14 protein-coding genes are annotated in these 15,439 nt (G+C 72.9%); 2 read left to right on the top strand and 12 right to left on the bottom strand.

Annotation, left to right across the window (positions count from 1 at the left end):
- Nucleotides 1-62: 62 nt before the first annotated feature.
- A complete protein-coding gene (locus FHS87_RS07890; protein ID WP_184515968.1) occupies nucleotides 63-2,987 on the bottom strand; it encodes an FAD-binding and (Fe-S)-binding domain-containing protein in 2,925 nt (974 codons plus the stop codon).
- A 233-nt stretch (nucleotides 2,988-3,220) separates the two neighbouring features.
- Here FHS87_RS07890 and FHS87_RS07885 point away from each other — a divergent pair, with 233 nt between their 5' ends.
- Together FHS87_RS07885 and FHS87_RS07880 are read left to right on the top strand one after the other, a co-directional pair.
- Nucleotides 3,221-4,405: a pyridoxal-phosphate-dependent aminotransferase family protein gene (locus tag FHS87_RS07885; RefSeq protein ID WP_184515964.1), complete on the top strand. Its 1,185-nt coding sequence runs from the start codon at nucleotides 3,221-3,223 to the stop codon at nucleotides 4,403-4,405.
- Nucleotides 4,406-4,670: 265 nt separating this feature from the next.
- Nucleotides 4,671-6,056 (top strand): PleD family two-component system response regulator, encoded by a 1,386-nt coding sequence (locus FHS87_RS07880; RefSeq protein WP_184515961.1) that lies wholly within the window; start codon nucleotides 4,671-4,673, stop codon nucleotides 6,054-6,056.
- A gap of 137 nt (nucleotides 6,057-6,193) precedes the next feature.
- Here the strand turns inward: FHS87_RS07880 and FHS87_RS07875 are convergent, their stop codons facing one another.
- From FHS87_RS07875 to FHS87_RS07825, 11 genes are all read right to left on the bottom strand, one after another.
- Nucleotides 6,194-6,925, bottom strand: coding sequence for a CHAP domain-containing protein (locus FHS87_RS07875; RefSeq protein WP_184515958.1), 732 nt, complete (start codon nucleotides 6,923-6,925; stop codon nucleotides 6,194-6,196).
- A 332-nt stretch (nucleotides 6,926-7,257) separates the two neighbouring features.
- Entirely contained in the window at nucleotides 7,258-7,608 is a 351-nt protein-coding gene (locus FHS87_RS07870) for a RidA family protein (protein WP_184515956.1), read from the bottom strand.
- A 71-nt stretch (nucleotides 7,609-7,679) separates the two neighbouring features.
- Nucleotides 7,680-8,954, bottom strand: coding sequence for an MFS transporter (locus FHS87_RS07865; protein ID WP_246418222.1), 1,275 nt, complete (start codon nucleotides 8,952-8,954; stop codon nucleotides 7,680-7,682).
- Nucleotides 8,955-8,961: 7 nt separating this feature from the next.
- Nucleotides 8,962-9,318 (bottom strand): hypothetical protein, encoded by a 357-nt coding sequence (locus FHS87_RS07860; RefSeq protein ID WP_184515947.1) that lies wholly within the window; start codon nucleotides 9,316-9,318, stop codon nucleotides 8,962-8,964.
- Nucleotides 9,315-9,800, bottom strand: coding sequence for a hypothetical protein (locus FHS87_RS07855; RefSeq protein ID WP_184515944.1), 486 nt, complete (start codon nucleotides 9,798-9,800; stop codon nucleotides 9,315-9,317). Before FHS87_RS07855 ends, FHS87_RS07860 begins: the two co-directional genes overlap by 4 nt.
- 32 nt (nucleotides 9,801-9,832) lie before the next feature.
- Complete coding sequence (locus FHS87_RS07850; RefSeq protein WP_184515941.1) at nucleotides 9,833-11,470, bottom strand: NTP transferase domain-containing protein; 1,638 nt, start codon at nucleotides 11,468-11,470, stop codon at nucleotides 9,833-9,835.
- Nucleotides 11,467-12,150, bottom strand: a complete 684-nt coding sequence (locus tag FHS87_RS07845) for an XdhC family protein (protein ID WP_184515938.1) — start codon at nucleotides 12,148-12,150, stop codon at nucleotides 11,467-11,469. The genes FHS87_RS07850 and FHS87_RS07845 overlap by 4 nt, the downstream gene beginning before the upstream one ends.
- Complete coding sequence (locus FHS87_RS07840; RefSeq protein ID WP_184515935.1) at nucleotides 12,147-12,467, bottom strand: XdhC family protein; 321 nt, start codon at nucleotides 12,465-12,467, stop codon at nucleotides 12,147-12,149. The genes FHS87_RS07845 and FHS87_RS07840 overlap by 4 nt, the downstream gene beginning before the upstream one ends.
- Complete coding sequence (locus FHS87_RS07835; protein ID WP_184515932.1) at nucleotides 12,464-13,630, bottom strand: vWA domain-containing protein; 1,167 nt, start codon at nucleotides 13,628-13,630, stop codon at nucleotides 12,464-12,466. Before FHS87_RS07835 ends, FHS87_RS07840 begins: the two co-directional genes overlap by 4 nt.
- On the bottom strand, nucleotides 13,627-14,529 hold the full coding sequence (locus tag FHS87_RS07830; RefSeq protein ID WP_246418220.1) for an AAA family ATPase: 903 nt from the start codon (nucleotides 14,527-14,529) through the stop codon (nucleotides 13,627-13,629). The genes FHS87_RS07835 and FHS87_RS07830 overlap by 4 nt, the downstream gene beginning before the upstream one ends.
- Nucleotides 14,522-15,253, bottom strand: a complete 732-nt coding sequence (locus FHS87_RS07825) for a CoxG family protein (RefSeq protein ID WP_184515926.1) — start codon at nucleotides 15,251-15,253, stop codon at nucleotides 14,522-14,524. The genes FHS87_RS07830 and FHS87_RS07825 overlap by 8 nt, the downstream gene beginning before the upstream one ends.
- Nucleotides 15,254-15,439: the final 186 nt, after the last annotated feature.

The raw sequence follows: 15,439 nt of genomic DNA, 5'->3' as shown, positions 1-15,439 counted from the left end.
TCATCCCCCCTACAACACCTGGTTGCACCCTGTTGCAGCGCAGCAACAGGGTGCCGTCACGGTCACTCCGCGTCCCGCCGCAGCGCACGGTCGAGCACGCGCACGCTGTGCAGCGCCTCGCGCCCCGTGAGCTCGGCGATCTGGTGGCGGCAGGATGTCCCGTCGGCCACGATCACGTCCCCCTCCGGCGCCGCGCGCACGGCGGGGGCGAGGGAGAGCTCGCCCATGGCCTTCGACACCTCTACCCGGCGCGCGTCGTAACCGAAGGCGCCCGCCATGCCGCAGCAGGAGGAGGTGATCGGCTTCACCTCCAGCCCCGGCACGGTGCGCAGCGCCTTGACCGCGGCCGGGAAGGCGCCGAACGCCTTCTGGTGGCAGTGGCCATGGATATGCGCGGCGGGGGCCACCTCCTGCAGCGGCAGCTCCGCGCCCTCGCGCACCAGGAACTCGGAGAGAAGCATCGCGCGGTCGGCGAGCCGGTCCGCCTCCTCGCCGGGGAGCAGCGACTTGAACTCGTCGCGCAGGGTGAGAAGGCAGGAGGGCTCCAGCCCGAGCACCGGGAGGTCGGAGCCGGAGAGCGCCTCCATCGTCCGCCGCGCCTCCATGCGTGCCTCCTCCACCATGCCCGCGGCCAGGTAGGTGCGGCCGCAGCAGAGCGGGCGCGACGAGTCGGATGCCCTGGCCGAAACCGCGCGATAGCCGGCGGCGCGCAGCACGCGGACCGCGGCATGCAGGTTCTCCGGCTCGAAGTAGCGGTTGAAGGTGTCGCCGAAGAGCAGCACGTCGCCGCGGGGCGCCGGCGCCCCGTCCTCCGGGTCACGGAAGGGCCGGGCGGCGAAGCGGGGCAGGGCGCGCTGCTTGGTGAAGCCCAGCACGCGCTCCCCGATCGCGCGCGCGCCCGGCACCCATTCCCGCGCATTGGCCAGGAAGGGCGCGCGGGAGGCGAGCGGCGCCCATTGCGGAAGGGTGGCGATCAGCCGGTCCTTGGCGGAGACGCCGTGCTTCTTCGCGCGGGCGTACTGGGCCTCGATCTTCATCTTGGCCATGTCCACGCCCGTCGGGCACTCGCGCTTGCAGCCCTTGCAGGAGACGCAGAGGGAGAGCGCCTCGGCCACCTCGTCCGAGGCCAGCGCGTCGGGGCCGAGCTGGCCGGTCAGCGCCAAGCGCAGCGTGTTCGCGCGGCCGCGCGTCAGGTCCCGCTCCATGCGGGTCGCGCGAAAGCTCGGGCACATGACGTTGGCGTCGAACTTCCGGCAGGTGCCGTTGTTGTTGCACATCTCGACCGCGCCGAGCAGGCCGCCCTGCGGGCCGGGCCAGGCGGACCAGTCAAGCACCGGCGTCACGGCGGGATCGGCCGCGTAGTCCGGCGGGTAGCGGAAGAGGCTGCGGTCATCCATCCGCGGCGCGCGCACGACGCGGCCGGGATTCATCAGCCCCGCCGGATCGAAGGCGTCCTTCACCGTCTCGAAGGCGCGGACGATGCGGGGGCCGTACATCTCCTCGTGGAACTCGGAGCGGACGATGCCATCGCCGTGCTCGCCCGAATGGCTGCCCTTGTACTCGCGTACGAGGGCGAAGCACTCCTCGGCGATCTGGCGCATGCGGCGCACGTCCTCGCCGCTCTTCATGTTCAGCACGGGCCGGACATGCAGGCAGCCGACGCTCGCATGGGCGTACCAGGTGCCCTTGGTGCCGTGGCGCTCGAACACCTCGTTCAGCCGCTCGGTGTAGTCGGCCAGGTCGTCGAGCGGCACGGCCGTGTCCTCGATAAAAGAGACCGGCTTCCCGTCGCCCTTCATGGACATCATGATGTTCAGCCCGGCCTCGCGCACCTCGGCGACCGCGGCCTGGAAGCCGGAGTCGATGCACTCCACCACCGCGCCGGGATAGCCGAGATCGGCCATCATCTCGTCCAGCCGCCGGAGGTCGCGCGCCAGCGCCGCGTCCTCATGGCCGTGGAACTCGACGATGAGCAGGCTGTCCGGCTCGCCGGTCACCATGCGGTCGATCGTCGGCCGGTAGATGTCGATGGAGCGCCCGAGGTCGATCATCGTGCGGTCCACCAGCTCCACCGCCTCGGGGTCGAGGGTGACGAGGTGCCGGGAGGCCTCCATCGCCGCGCGGAAGGTGGGGAACTGGCAGATGCCCAGCGCCTTGCGCGGCTTGATCGGCCAGAGCTTCAACTCAAGTCCCGCGGAGAAGGCGAGGGTGCCCTCGCTGCCGACGAGGATGCGCGCGAGATTGCCGCGGCCGTTCGCCCGCGCCTCGGGGGTGAGGGACTCCAGGTCGTAGCCGCCGACGCGGCGAAGCACCTTCGGGAAGCGCGCCGCGATCTCCGCCGCCTCCGCCGCGCCGAGGGCGCGCAGGCGGTTCACCAGCTCCGCCACGCTCCCGGGCACGCCCTCGCCGAGATTGTCGGGTAGTTCGCCGAAGGTGAAGCGCTCCCCGCCGGGCAGCAGCGCGTCGATCGCCATCACGTTGTCCGCCATCAGACCGTAGCGGATGGATTTCGAGCCGCAGGAATTGTTGGCCGCCATGCCGCCGATCGTGCAGCGCGCCCAGGTGGAGGGATCGACGGGGAAGAACAGCCCGTCCTTCCGCAGCGCATCGTTCAGCCCGCCGAGGGAGATGCCCGGCTGCACCACCGCCCGCATGGCCGCCCTGTCCACCGAGACGAGATTCCGCAGGTGCTTCGTGCAGTCGATCACGAGGGCGCGGTTCACGGTCTGCCCGCACTGGCTCGTGCCGCCGCCCCGCGGCAGCACCGGCACGCCCTCCTCGCGGCAGATGGCCATGGCGGCGGCCACGTCCTCCACCGTGCGGGGGAGCAGCACGCCGATCGGCTCCACCTGGTAGATGCTGGCATCGGTGGCGTAGCGCCCGCGGTCGCCGGCCCCGAACAGGACCTCCCCTTCCGTCTCGCGCTTCAGGCGGGCGGCGAGGCGGCTGTCGCCGGGGGCGATGCGCGAGCGGGTGATGGCGTTCATTCCTGGCGTCTCCTGCGGGGCAAGATTACCCGAGCCTGCCTGCCCCGTCGCATCCATAATCTTCATCAATGGGACATGGCGAATTCATTGACGCTGCGCGATGACCGCCCGGCATTATCCGCCCTGCCCAGGCTGTTCCGAGGCATCCATGATGCTCATCAATCGAACGCGCCGAACTCATTGGCACGACGCGGGGTTGAGGGCTAGACCGGCGGCCAGAGCGGAGGACGCCCATGGCCTATTTCACCACCCGGCCCGAGAATGGCCGGCATTTCCTGCAGATCCCCGGCCCGACCAACGTGCCCGACCGCGTGCTGCGCGCCCTCGACAACCCCACGATGGACCATCGCGGCCCCGATTTCGGCATCCTGGGCAAGCGGGTGCTGGAGAAGGTGAAGCCGGTCTTCGGCACCACCGGGCCCGTGGTCATCTATCCCGCCTCCGGCACCGGAGCCTGGGAGGCGGCGCTGGTGAACACTCTCTCGCCCGGCGACACGGTGCTGATGTGCGAGACCGGCTGGTTCGCCCATCTCTGGCAGGAGATGGCCGAGCGGCTCGGCCTGCAGCCCCGGCTGCTGGAGACGGACTGGCGCCGCGCCGCCGACGTGCCCGCGATCGAGGCCGCGCTGCGGGCCGACAAGGGCCATGAGATCAAGGCCGTCTGCGTCGTCCACAACGAGACGAGCACGGGCTGCACCTCCCGCATCGACGAGGTGCGGCGCGCGATGGACGCGGCCGGCCACCCCGCGCTGCTGCTGGTGGACACGATCTCCTCGCTCGGCTCGATCGAGTACCGGCACGACGAGTGGGGCGTGGACGTCACGATCTCGGGCAGCCAGAAGGGGCTGATGCTCCCGCCGGGCCTCTCCTTCAACGCGGTGTCGGAGAAGGCGGTGCGCGCGAGCGAGACGGCGCGGCTGCCGCGCAGCTTCTGGGACTGGAAGCCGATGCTGGCCGCCAATGCCACCGGCTACTTCCCCTACACCCCCGCGACCAACATGCTCTACGCGCTGGACACCGCGCTCGACATGCTGATGGCCGAGGGCCTGCCCAACGTCTTCGCCCGGCACGACCGGCACGCCGAGGCCACGCGCCGCGCCGTGCGCGCCTGGGGGCTGGAGGTGCAGTGCGCCGAGCCGCGGCACTACTCCTCCGCGCTCACGGCGGTACGCCTGCCGGAGGGCCACTCCGCGAACGCCCTGCGCGCGGCGATCCTCGAGCGCTTCGACATGTCGCTCGGGAACGGGCTGGGGCGGCTGAATGACCGGGTGTTCCGCATCGGCCATCTCGGCGCCTTCAACGACCTGTCCCTGCTGGGAACGCTGGGCGGGGTGGAAATGGGGCTGCGGGTGGCCGGCGTGCCGCACGAGGCCGGGGGCGTGAAGGCCGCGATGGACTACCTCTCCGGCAACGCCTGAGCCGGGCGGGGCGGCGGTCCCGCCGCCCTCCCACGGCGCCCCGCCGCTCGGGAAGCGGCGGGAATTCCCGAGTTCCCGAGTGCGTTATTTCTCCTGCCACACATCTTGCGTATACGGGGGCGTGAGAACAGGCTGTTGCACCACCAGGGCGGGAGTCCTACGCGTTAATGCCTTCCGCCCCGATCACGGCTGAGAGGACGATGGGTTCCAGGTCTCTCCTGGCACGGATGCGCGTCCTCCCCGCCACGGGGAGGACCGGCCGGGCATGACCGCGCGGGTTCTCGTGGTCGATGACATCGCGGCCAATCTCAAGCTCCTCGAGGCGCGGCTCAACGCCGAGTACTACGAGGTCGCGCTCGCCAGTTCGGGAACGGAGGCGCTGCGCCTCGCCCAGCTCTGGAGCCCCGACGTCATCCTGCTCGACGTGATGATGCCCGGCATGGACGGCTACGAGGTCTGCCGCGTGCTGAAGGCCTCCCCCGTCACCGCGCATATCCCGGTAGTCATGATCACGGCGCTGGTGGACCAGGCCGAGCGGGTGCGCGGGCTGGAGGCGGGGGCGGACGACTTCCTCTCCAAGCCCGTGGACCACGCGACGCTCTTCGCGCGCCTCCGGGCGCTGCTGCGCACGAAGCAGGTGCTGGACGCCTTCCGCCTGCGGGCCGAGACCGCGCGGGACCTCGGCTTCGAGCCGATGCCGGACCCCTCGCGCAGCGTGGCCGGCGCGCACGCCCTCCTCGCGACCGAGGACGATGCGGAGGCCGCCAGCCTCGCCTCCATCCTCGCCCAGGACGGTGTGACCGTGACGCGGGCGGCCGATGCGGCGGGCGCCTGGCAGCGGCTGCTGGAGGAGAATGTGGACCTCGCCGTGCTCAGCCTCTGGCTGGACGACGGCGAGGGGCTTCGCCTGGCCTCGCGGATGCGGGCGCAGTCATCGACGCGCGAGGTGCCGGTGCTGCTGATCGCGGATACGGACCAGCGGAACCAGGTGCTGCGCGGCTTCGACCTCGGCGCGAACGACCACGTGCTGCGGCCGGTGGACGCCAACGAGCTGCGGGCCCGGGCGCGAAACCAGATCCGGCGCAAGCGCTACCAGGAGCGGCTGCGCGCCGACCTGCAGCGCAGCCTGGAGATGGCGGTGACGGACAGCCTCACCGGGCTGCGTAACCGCCGGTACGTCACCCGCCACCTCGAGGGGCTCCTGCGCGCCGGCGGCGCCACCCTGCTGCTGATCGACGTGGACCGCTTCAAGGCGGTCAACGACACCTATGGCCACGCCGTCGGCGACGTGGTGCTGCGGGAAGTGGCGGAGCGCCTGCGCGTGCATCTCAGGGCCGTGGACGTCGTCGCGCGCTTCGGCGGGGAGGAATTCGTCGTCGCCATGGCGCCGCAGCCGGCCGACGATGCCGGCATGGTGGCCGAGCGGCTGCGCGCAGCGGTGTCCGACACGCCGGTCGTGGTGGGCGAGGTCTCGCTCGAGGTGAGCATCAGCATCGGCGTCGCGGTGGCCGTGCCGGACTGCACCGTGGACGGGCTCGCGGCCACGGCGGATGTCGCGCTCTACCGCGCGAAGGCGAAGGGGCGGAACCGCGTGGAGATCGCTGGTCCGGAGGATTGGACGGCGGCCGAGCTGGGCAGCCGGCAGGCCTGAGCCCCGGCCAGGGCTACCTTCCACCGGCGGCTCAGGAATTTTCGGATTCGGAATGAGATACTGAAAAACGAAGCGGGGAGGGCGGTGGCGGACCCCCTATCCGCCGCCGCCCTCCCCGGAACCCGGTCGCTTGCGCTCTAGCGCGCGGCTTCGACGCCGAGGCCTCCGACCGAGGTGTTGATGAAGCGCAGGTGCGAGCTGGGAGCGGGCGCCTCGGCCACCTCCTGCAGGGGCCGGCTGTCGCGGACCATGATCGGGCCGCGCGGGGCCGTCATGCCCTCCGGGCGGTCGAAGATGAAGCCGTAAGTCGCATAGGTCCGGCCGTGGGCGTCGGAGTCGTGCCCGACCTGGACGCGTACGGCGGTCCAGTCGTTGTCCTCCGACACATCCATGACGGAGACGTTGCGCATCACCGTGCCCTTGCGGATGCCCGGGCCCTCCCAGTTCGCATGGTGGATGGTGATCTCGCGCGCGCTCACCTGCTGCTCCACCACGGCCACATGGCCCGAGCGCATGCCGCCGGAGGCGCGGAAGACGAGCACCGCGCCGGGCTCCGGACGGTTGCCACGCTGATAAAGGCCGGCGGCATTGTTCCACCAGGTCCCGCCATTACCGGTGATCTGAATGCCCGTGACCATGCGCACATAGGGAACGCAGGAGATGCTGGTGAAGGAGCTCACCTCGCTCGGCATCTCGCCCCGCCCGGTGCCGCGGCGCGCGGCCTTGGCGCCGCTGAAACGGTTCTGGCGAACCGGCTCGGCCTGAGAGGCGGTGGGGGCCGCGGCCTGGGCGGCGGAGACATGCTTGGCACCACCCCGGTTCGGGGAGGAAGCGCTGGCCGAGGATATCAGGTCCGGCGCGAGAACCATCCCGCAAGCCGCGACCACCGCAACGGCAACGCTCTTTGCCCGCATTCTATCCCCCAATACAGACCTCTTGTCCCTGACCGGTCGACCGGCCCCGCCATTCCTGGCGGCGTCACGGAGGTGTTATCCAAGCCTTTGAAACCGCGGCAACCTGGCATCGGGCTTCCAGGCGCAAGGTGATGTGATTTACCGCGACGGGGTAGCTGAGGGGAAAGCTATCAGGACTTCATTCCTGCAAGAAGGTTAACGCGACAGCTTGGGACACAGTGTTGCGGTCGTGCGGCCACAGTCAGGCAGGGGGAATGGCACCGGATTCCGATGCCATTCCAAGAGGTTCAGCGGCAAGCCGTAACCATGATCTCCACCAGATGGCGGGGGTCCGCCATGTTCGCCTCGACGCAGGCGCGCACGGGGGCGCCGCCCTGGGGCAGCCAGGCGGTCCAGAGCTTGTTCATGGCGTCGCGGTCGCGGATGTCCTTCAGCCAGACCTGGGCCTGGAGAAGGCGGGTCTTGTCCGTGCCGTGCTCCTCGAGCGCGGCGTCGATCTTGTCCAGGACCTGCTGGGTCTGGCCTGTGACGTCCTGGGACAGGTCGTCGGCCGTGATGCCGGCGAGGTAGACGAAGCCGTGATACTCGACCGAGGTCGAGAGGACGGGGCCGACGCCCTTGCGAAGGATCGCGCTCATGTCTGGTACTCCGAGGCCGGAATGGCGCGGGGCTTCTAGGGCGCGCGGAGGGGGCGCGGCAAGGAGGCGCCCTAGCGCCGCTCGGCCTCGCCCTGCCTGGGCCCTTCCAGGGAGGCCGCGATCCCGCCCGCCCGGCTCATCCCCCAGGCAAAGACGGCGAGCGTCAGCCCCGCGGCCAGGAGGGTGGGGAGGCGCAGCCCGAAGGCCTCCCCGGCGGCCCCGAGGGCCAGCGCCCCCATGGCCGGGCAGGCGCGGGAGATGAGGGCCCAGAGCGAGAGGATCCGGCCGCGCATGGCCGGGGTGGCGGCGGTCTGGGCCAGGAGCTGGACGGAGATGCCGTGGGCGGAGGCGCTCGCCCCGATGGCCGCCGCGCAGAGAAGGGCGAAGCCGAAATGCCCCGTCGCGGCGAAGAGCGCCGTCGCGACCGCCTGGGCGAGAATGGCGAGGACGGCGATCCGCGTGGTTCCGCCGAGTCGCCCCCGCGAGGCGACGATGAGCCCCGAGACGAGGGCCCCCACCGCGAAGCAGGCCGTGAGCAGCGCCAGCGACTCGGCACCCCGGCCGAAGAGCCGCTCGACATAGGGCGGCAGGATCTCCTGCACCCCGCGCAGCAGGACGGAGGAAAGGGCGGAGAAGACGAGGACGGGCCCCAGCCCGGGGTGCCGGGCGGCGTAGCGGAAGCCCTCCAGCGTCTCCGCGAGCAGCGAGGCCGTTGCCGCATGGCCCCGGCGCTGGGCCGCCTCCACCCGCAGCCGCGGCATGGAGAGGGTCGCGAAAGCCTGACCGAGCGCGTTGCACAGGATGGAGGGCGCGACCCCCCAGGCGGCGATGACGACCCCGGCGAGGCCGGGCCCGACAAAGCGGGCCACGTTGAAGAGAAGACTGTTCGCGGCGACCGCTGCCGGCAGGTCTTCCCGCGCGACGATGGCGGGGATCAGCGTCTGCCGGGCGGGCTGGGCGAAGCAGGCCGCCGTGCCGCTGACCACCTCCAGCGCGAAGAGAAGGCCGATGGAGATCCCGCCCGTGGCGGTGAGGCCCGCGACGGTCAGCGCCTCGATCCCGATGATCGCCTGGGAGATCATGGTCAGACGGACCCGGTCCACCCGGTCGGCCACCGCGCCGGCCACGGGGCTGACCAGCACGGCGGGGGCGAGGTCGGCGAAGGCGATCAGCCCCACCCAGGCCGCGCTGCGCGACAGCTCCCAGGCGAGCCAGGCGACGCCGATGCGGTGCATCCACAGCCCGGTCCATGCGCCGAGGCTGGCGCCGAAGAAGATGCGGGCGTTGCGGCTGGAGAGCGCGCGGCCGAGGGGGCCGGCGACGATTCGGGAGAGGGCCGGGGGCAAGGGCGCCTCAGCGCCCGACCGGGGCTCCGGCGGGCCCGATGGCCGGGGCGCGCGGCTGTTCGGCCCGCGCCGTGCCGCGCGCGCATTCGGCCGCCAGCCGGTCGCGCTCATAGACCTGGGCGATCTGGTCGGTGATCACCTGCGGCCCGAGATGGGAGGTGGTGCCGACGCGCGCGTTGTAGTCGTCCTGCCTCATGAGCTGGCCGCGGTCGCGGTAGCGCACCACGCGCTCGGCCTCGGCGGTGCAGGCCGCGTTGACGGCGGCGCGGCCACTCTCCCCTCCCGCCTGCGGGCGCGCGGGCGTCTGGCCGGCGCAGCCCAGGAGCAGCAGGCCGGAGAGGAGCGCGGGGAGGGTTTGCTTCATGCGGGCGTCGCTCCGGTGGTGCTGTTCGGCGTCGTCAGGCGCGGGCGCGCGAGGCGGTGCCGCAATCCCTCTTCATCGAAGCGGGCCGCGCCGTCCAGGGGCTGCGTCGCCGCGGCGCGCAGAAGATCGGGGTGGAGCAGGGTGCCTTCCCGCCCGATGTCGAACAGCCCGCGCAGCCAGCTCGCCCGCCCCATCACCTCCAGCAGGGCGAGCAGGCGGAGCAGGACGGCCATCCCCTCGGCGTGGTCGAGGCCGAACCGCCGGTCCAGCGCCTCCGCCCAGCAGCAGGCGTCGCGGTCCTCCAGCAGGAGGTCGAGCGAAGGGTCGCCCGCGAAGCGGCCGGGGAAGCGGAAATGCCGGGGCGGGCCGTGCAGCGCCGCCGCCGCCGCCTCCCGCGCCGTGTCCCAGGCGGAGAGCAGCGCCCTCGGGGAGACGGCGGGGGTGGCGTCGGGGGTGAAAGGAATGGCGTAGGCGGTCGGCATGGCGGAGGAAGTGGGGTGCCCCCGCCAGAAGGTCAGGTCTTGACCGGATCGAGGCCGCGCAGCGCCTCGGGCGTGTCGAAATCCCGGAGCACGCCGTCATCGGCCATCTCCACCCCGACCAGCCGGTCGGCATGGCGGCCGGTGAGGTGTCGCGCCCCGACATCGCCGCTGATCTCCAGGATCTCGGGGAAGAACTCGCGGCCCCAGAGGACGGGGTTGCCCTGCTTGCCCCGGAAGGTCGGCTGCACGATGGCCCGCCCCTCCTCAGGGTCGAAGGCGGCCAGCAGACGGTCGATGGCGGCGGGGGTGACGAGCGGCATGTCGCCCAGCAGCACGACGGCCCCCTCCACCTCCGGCGGCAGGGCGGCGATGCCGGCCTTGAGCGAGGCGGAGAGCCCCTCGGCGTAATCCTCGGCATGGGTCATCAGCACCGGGCGGCCCGCCAACGCCTCCTCCACCCGCTCGCGCTCATGGCCGGTGACGACGAGCACCGGGCGGGCGCGGCTGGCGAGCGCGCTGTCCACCACACGGGCGATCATCGCCTGCCCCGCGCGGTCCATCACCATCAGCTTGTTCAGCGGCGCCATCCGGCGGGAGCGGCCGGCGGCAAGGACGATGGCGGCCACTTCCCGCGGGCGGCGGGGGGCGGGTCCGGTCGGCGTGCGGGGCGCCTCGCCGCGCGGCAGGGGCCGGGTCTCGATCTCCTTCAGCAGCCCGCCCACGCCCATGCGGGTGATCGCCTTGGGCGGCACGGGAATGCCGGCGAAGAGGCGCTCCAGCACCCAGTCGAAGCCGTTCACCTTGGGGGAACGCGCGCAGCCCGGCAGGACCATGGCCGGCACCGGCCCGATGCGCCCGAGGCAGAGAAGGTTCCCGGGGTCCACCGGCATGCCGAAATGCTCGATCACCCCGCCCGCGCGGACGATGCCGGCGGGGGCCACGTCCCGCCGGTCCACCACGGCGGAGGCGCCGAGAACGAGCAGCAGCTCCGCCCCGGCCCCGTGCAGGCGGCCGAGGGCGGCGGCGATGGGGGCGGTCTCGTGGGCGCAGCGCTCGGGGGGCAGCAGCGTGCCGCCCAGCGCCTCCACCCGCGCCCGGGTCGCCTCGGCGCCGTTCTCGATCACCTTCTCCTTCATCCCCGGCAGCTCGCTCGCCACGAGACCGACGCGGAGCGGGCGGAAGGGATGGAGGGAGAGGGCGGTGGCGCCGCGCAGCATCGCCTCGGCGACCTTCAGCGCCCCGGCGGGGACTGCGAAGGGGATGACCTTCAGCGTCGCCAGCATGTCCCCGGGCCCGACCACGGCGAAGTCGGGCAGGGTGGCGAGCGTCAGGCTCTCGTCCAGCGCGTTCAGCCGGTCGATCAGCCCGGCATCCACGCGCAGCACCCCCGCCGCCTCGGCCAGGAGGTTCACCCGCCCCGTCGCCGCGCGGGAGCGGCCGACCAGGGGGCGGAGCATGGCGTTGCCCATGCGGTCCGCCGCCTCGTTCTCCGGCACGTCGCCCGGCTCCAGCCGCGCGGCGATCACCTCCTCGTGCCGGGCCTGGCGCAGCGCCTCGATCGCCTCGGCGTCCAGCACCGTGCCCTTCTTCAGCACCCGGTCGGGCAGGCGCAGCGTGTGGGCGAGGATCGCGCCGCGCGCTTGGGCCAGCGGTGTCGGGCCGAAGATCATGCGGGCTTCCCCCGGCGGGCCGCGACGACCTGGGCGATGACCGAGAGCGCGATCTCGGGCGCCGTCACCGCCCCGATGTCGAGCCCGACGGGCGCGCGGATGCGGGCGATGGCCTCGGCGCCGTGCCCGGCCTCCGTCAGCCGCTCGACCCGCTTCGCATGGGTGCGGCGGCTGCCGAGGGCGCCGATGTAGAAGGCCTCCGAGCGCAGCGCGACGTCGAGCGCGGGATCGTCCAGCTTCGGGTCGTGGGTGAGGGTGACGATGGCGGTGCGGGAGTCCGGGCGGAGGGCGGTGAGCGCGTCGTCCGGCCACTCGTCCACCAGCGTCGCGCCCTCGGCGAAGCGCTCCTCGGTCGCGAAGGCACGGCGGGGGTCCACCACCGTCACCGCCAGCCCGACCGCGACCGCCATGGGCACGAGCGCCTGCGCCACATGGACGGCGCCGACGACGATCAGCCGGGGCGGCGGCGCTTGGGGATGGATGAACCAGCTCTCCTCCCCGAGCGTCACGGGGCCGGCGCGGTCGTCGCGCAGCGCGGCCTCCGCCGCCTCGGCCAGGGCGGGGGGCACGGGCTGATCGGGGTAGAGGACCTGCGCGCCGTCCGGCAGGCGGGTGAGCAGCGCGACGGGGCGGCGGGCGGCGCGGGCGGAGGCGAGCGCCTCCAGCGTCTCCGGCGTCACGCCAGCGGTTCCACGAAGACCTTCAGCTTGCCGCCGCAGGCCAGCCCCACCTCCCAGGCGCGCTCGTCGGAGATGCCGAAATCGAGCAGCTGGGGCCGGCCGTCCTTCATCACCTGCTGCGCGATGTCGGCCACCGCCCCCTCGATGCAGCCGCCCGAGACGGAGCCGGCGAGGCGGCCCGTCCCCGTCACGGCCAGGCGCGATCCGGCCGGGCGGGGGGAGGAGCCCCAGGTCTCGACCACGGTGGCGAGGGCCACGCTCTCCCCCTCGGCCCGCCAGGCGCGGGCCGTCTCCAGAATGTCCTCGGTGCCGCTCATGCGGGCCTCCCCGTGTTTCTTGCCCCGCTGGAGCCGGCCCCGGAAAGGGTGGCGACGAGGGTTCGCAGGCTGTTCAGGTTATGCACCTGGCGATGCTCGTGCACGTGCGGGAGGAGCGCACGTATGCCGGCGGCGCGGGGCTGGAACCCGGCATAGCGGAGCAGCGGGTTCAGCCAGATCAGGCGCCGGCAGGAATGGGAGAGGCGCTCGGCGGCGTCCGACAGCCCCTCCGCCCCGCCGCGGTCCAGCCCGTCCGTGATGAGAAGCACCACCGCCCCCTGGCCGAGCACGCGGCGGGCCCAGAGGCGGTTGAAGCGGTCCAGCGCCTCCCCGATCCGGGTGCCGCCGGACCAGTCCGGCAGAATATGGGCCACGGCCTGGAAGGCCACCTCGGGGTCGCGGTCGCGCAGCGCGCGGGTGATGTTGGTCAGCCGCGTGCCGAAGACGAAGCTGTGGACGCGGGCGCGGTGGTTGGCCACGGCGTGCATGAAGTGCAGCAGCACCTGGGCGTAGCGCGCCATGCTCCCGGAGACGTCGCAGAGCAGCACCAGCGGCGGTGGGCGGGTCACGCGGCGGCGGCGGGAAATGGTGGCGATCTCGCCCCCCAGCCGCATGGAGGCGCGGATGGTCGCCCGGAGATCCGCGCGCGGGCCGGAGGGGTCGGGGCGGAAGCGGCGGGTGGGGCGCTCGGCCAGGGGGAGGACGAGGCGCCGGATCTCCCGCCGCGCCGCCGCCAGCTCCTCGGCGGTCATGGCCTCGAAATCCATCCGGCTCAGCCGCTCCCGCTCGCTGACCGTCAGCGCCGCGTCGTCCCGCCGCGCCGGGTCCACCGCGGGCGGTGCGGGGGCGGCACCGCCCGGCATCGCCTCCGTGGCGCGGCGGGCGGCGGCGGGGAGGTCGGGGATCTCCTCCCCGGGGGCGGGCGGCCGGGCCGGGGCGTCGGGGTTGCGCCAGAACAGGTCGAAGGCGGCGTCGAATACTTCGAAATGGTCGCGGCGGTGGACCATCGTCGCGCGCAGCGCGGCCCGGAAGGCGGCGCGGTCAGAGACGGGCACATGGCCCAGGGCCTCGGCGGCGGAGAGGGCCTCGGCCGGGCCCACGGGCAGGCCGGCCCGGCGCAGAACCCGCCCGAAGGCGAGGAGGTTGGGGGCGAGGGCGCTCACGGGAGGGCCGCGCGCGCTTCCTCCACCCGCCGCGCCAGCTCCTCGCCGCGCAGGCGGGCGATGTCGTCCTGATACTTCAGCAGCACGCCGAGCGTCGCCTCGGCGGCCGCGGGCTCCAGCTCGCGCCGGTTCAGCGCGGTGAGGGCGCGGGCCCAGTCCACCGTCTCCGCCACCCCCGGCGGCTTAAAGAAGGCGTCGCCTCCCCTGAGGCCCTGGGCGAAGGCGACCACCTGGGCGGAGAGGGCGGCCGGCACCTCCGGGGCCCGGCGCGCGAGGATGGCGAGCTCCCGCGCGGGGTCGGGATAGTCCACCCAGTGATAGAGGCAGCGGCGCCGGATGGCGTCGTGCACCTCCCGCGTGCGGTTGGAGGTGATGATGACGACGGGCGGCGTCTCGGCCCGGAGGGTGCCGAGCTCGGGCACCGTGATCTGGAAGTCGGCCAGGACCTCCAGCAGGAAGGCCTCGAAGGGCTCGTCCGCACGGTCCAGCTCATCGATCAGGAGGAGGGCGGGGCTGCCCTCGATGGCCTGGAGCAGGGGGCGGGGCTCGAGGAAGCGGCGGTCGTAGAGGCCGCGCTCCAGCGCCGCCCGGTCGCCCTCGCCCGCGGCCTCGGCCAGGCGGATCGCCATGAGCTGGCGGGCATGGTTCCACTCATAGGCGGCAGAGGCCAGGTCCATGCCGTCATGGCATTGCAGCCGCACCAGCCGGCGCGGGAGCTGCGCGGCGAGGACCTTGGCGATCTCGGTCTTGCCGGTGCCGGGCTCGCCCTCCAGCAGGAGGGGGCGCCCCATGACGAGGGCGAGATGGACCGTGGTGGCGAGCGCCGTGTCGGCGACGTAGCCGCCCGCCTCCAGCAGGGCGCGGGTGGCGGCGATGTCGCCCGGGATGCCCTCAGCCAATGACGAAGAGCAGCCCCAGCACGCCCAGCATGAGCGCGCCGCCGATCCAGAAGTTGATGGGCATGCCATAGGGCTCGCGCGGGATGGCGGCGAGCGTCTCGGCGAGGCTCCGCTTGGCCTGGCCCGGGCGGAGCGCCGCGACCGCGGTGCGGCGCTCGGTCACGGGCTGGCCGGTCGTGGCCGTCGCGTTCGGGATGGTGGGGACGGTGTCGTTGGAAGCCATCGGTTCGGTTGCCATCGTGTTTGCGGGAGAAGCGGTTGCGGGGGCCGCGGTTTCGGCGGCAGGGGCGAGCTGCGCGGCGAAGCGGTCGAAGAACTGGTCGGCCATCTGCCGCGCGGTGCTGTCCACCAGCCGAGCGCCGAGCTGGGCCATCTTGCCGCCCACCTGCGCCTTGACGGCGTAGTTGAGGGTGGTGGTCGAGGGGCCTTCCTCCACCAGGGACACGTCGGCCCCGCCGCGGGCAAAGCCCATGGCGCCGCCCTGGCCCTCGCCGGTGATGGTGTAGCTCTCCGGCGGGTTGACGTTGGTGAGCGTCACCTTGCCCCCGAACTTCGCGGACATCGGCCCGATCCGGACGGCGACCTTCGCCTGGAAGCTGTCCGGCCCCGTGCGCTCGACCGACTCGCAGCCGGGAATGGCGGCCTGGAGCACGGCGGGGTCGTTCAGCGCCTCCCAGACCCGTTCGCGCGGCGCCTCGATCCGGCGGCTCCCCGTCATGTCCATGCGATGCTCTCCTGCCCCGCCCCTCGCTTCGCCGGGCAAACTAGGGGAGGGGCGGCCGGGGGGAAAGGGGAGGCGGGGCCCGGCGGCGCCCCGTCTGGTCCGCGGCGGGGCCGGGTGTTAGCCTTTCCCGAGCACGGAGGCGCCCCCTTTCCGGGCCCGGCACGCGGCCCGGCCCCGCGCCCCCGC

This window comes from Muricoccus pecuniae (assembly GCF_014199205.1).
Lineage (GTDB): Bacteria > Pseudomonadota > Alphaproteobacteria > Acetobacterales > Acetobacteraceae > Roseomonas > Roseomonas pecuniae.
Note: the sequence above shows the minus strand (reverse complement) of the source record. Positions and strands in the feature narration are given on the sequence as shown.

Bases quoted from the DNA above. Each gene is read 5' to 3' on its own strand.
- FHS87_RS07855 (WP_184515944.1), bottom strand. From the start codon at position 9,800: ATGCCGACCGCCTACGCCATTCCTTTCACCCCCGACGCCACCCCCGCC.
- FHS87_RS07875 (WP_184515958.1), bottom strand. From the start codon at position 6,925: ATGGTTCTCGCGCCGGACCTGATATCCTCGGCCAGCGCTTCCTCCCCG.
- FHS87_RS07840 (WP_184515935.1), bottom strand. From the start codon at position 12,467: ATGAGCGGCACCGAGGACATTCTGGAGACGGCCCGCGCCTGGCGGGCC.
- FHS87_RS07850 (WP_184515941.1), bottom strand. From the start codon at position 11,470: ATGATCTTCGGCCCGACACCGCTGGCCCAAGCGCGCGGCGCGATCCTC.
- FHS87_RS07860 (WP_184515947.1), bottom strand. From the start codon at position 9,318: ATGAAGCAAACCCTCCCCGCGCTCCTCTCCGGCCTGCTGCTCCTGGGC.
- FHS87_RS07885 (WP_184515964.1), top strand. From the start codon at position 3,221: ATGGCCTATTTCACCACCCGGCCCGAGAATGGCCGGCATTTCCTGCAG.
- FHS87_RS07870 (WP_184515956.1), bottom strand. From the start codon at position 7,608: ATGAGCGCGATCCTTCGCAAGGGCGTCGGCCCCGTCCTCTCGACCTCG.
- FHS87_RS07890 (WP_184515968.1), bottom strand. From the start codon at position 2,987: ATGAACGCCATCACCCGCTCGCGCATCGCCCCCGGCGACAGCCGCCTC.
- FHS87_RS07880 (WP_184515961.1), top strand. From the start codon at position 4,671: ATGACCGCGCGGGTTCTCGTGGTCGATGACATCGCGGCCAATCTCAAG.
- FHS87_RS07825 (WP_184515926.1), bottom strand. From the start codon at position 15,253: ATGGACATGACGGGGAGCCGCCGGATCGAGGCGCCGCGCGAACGGGTC.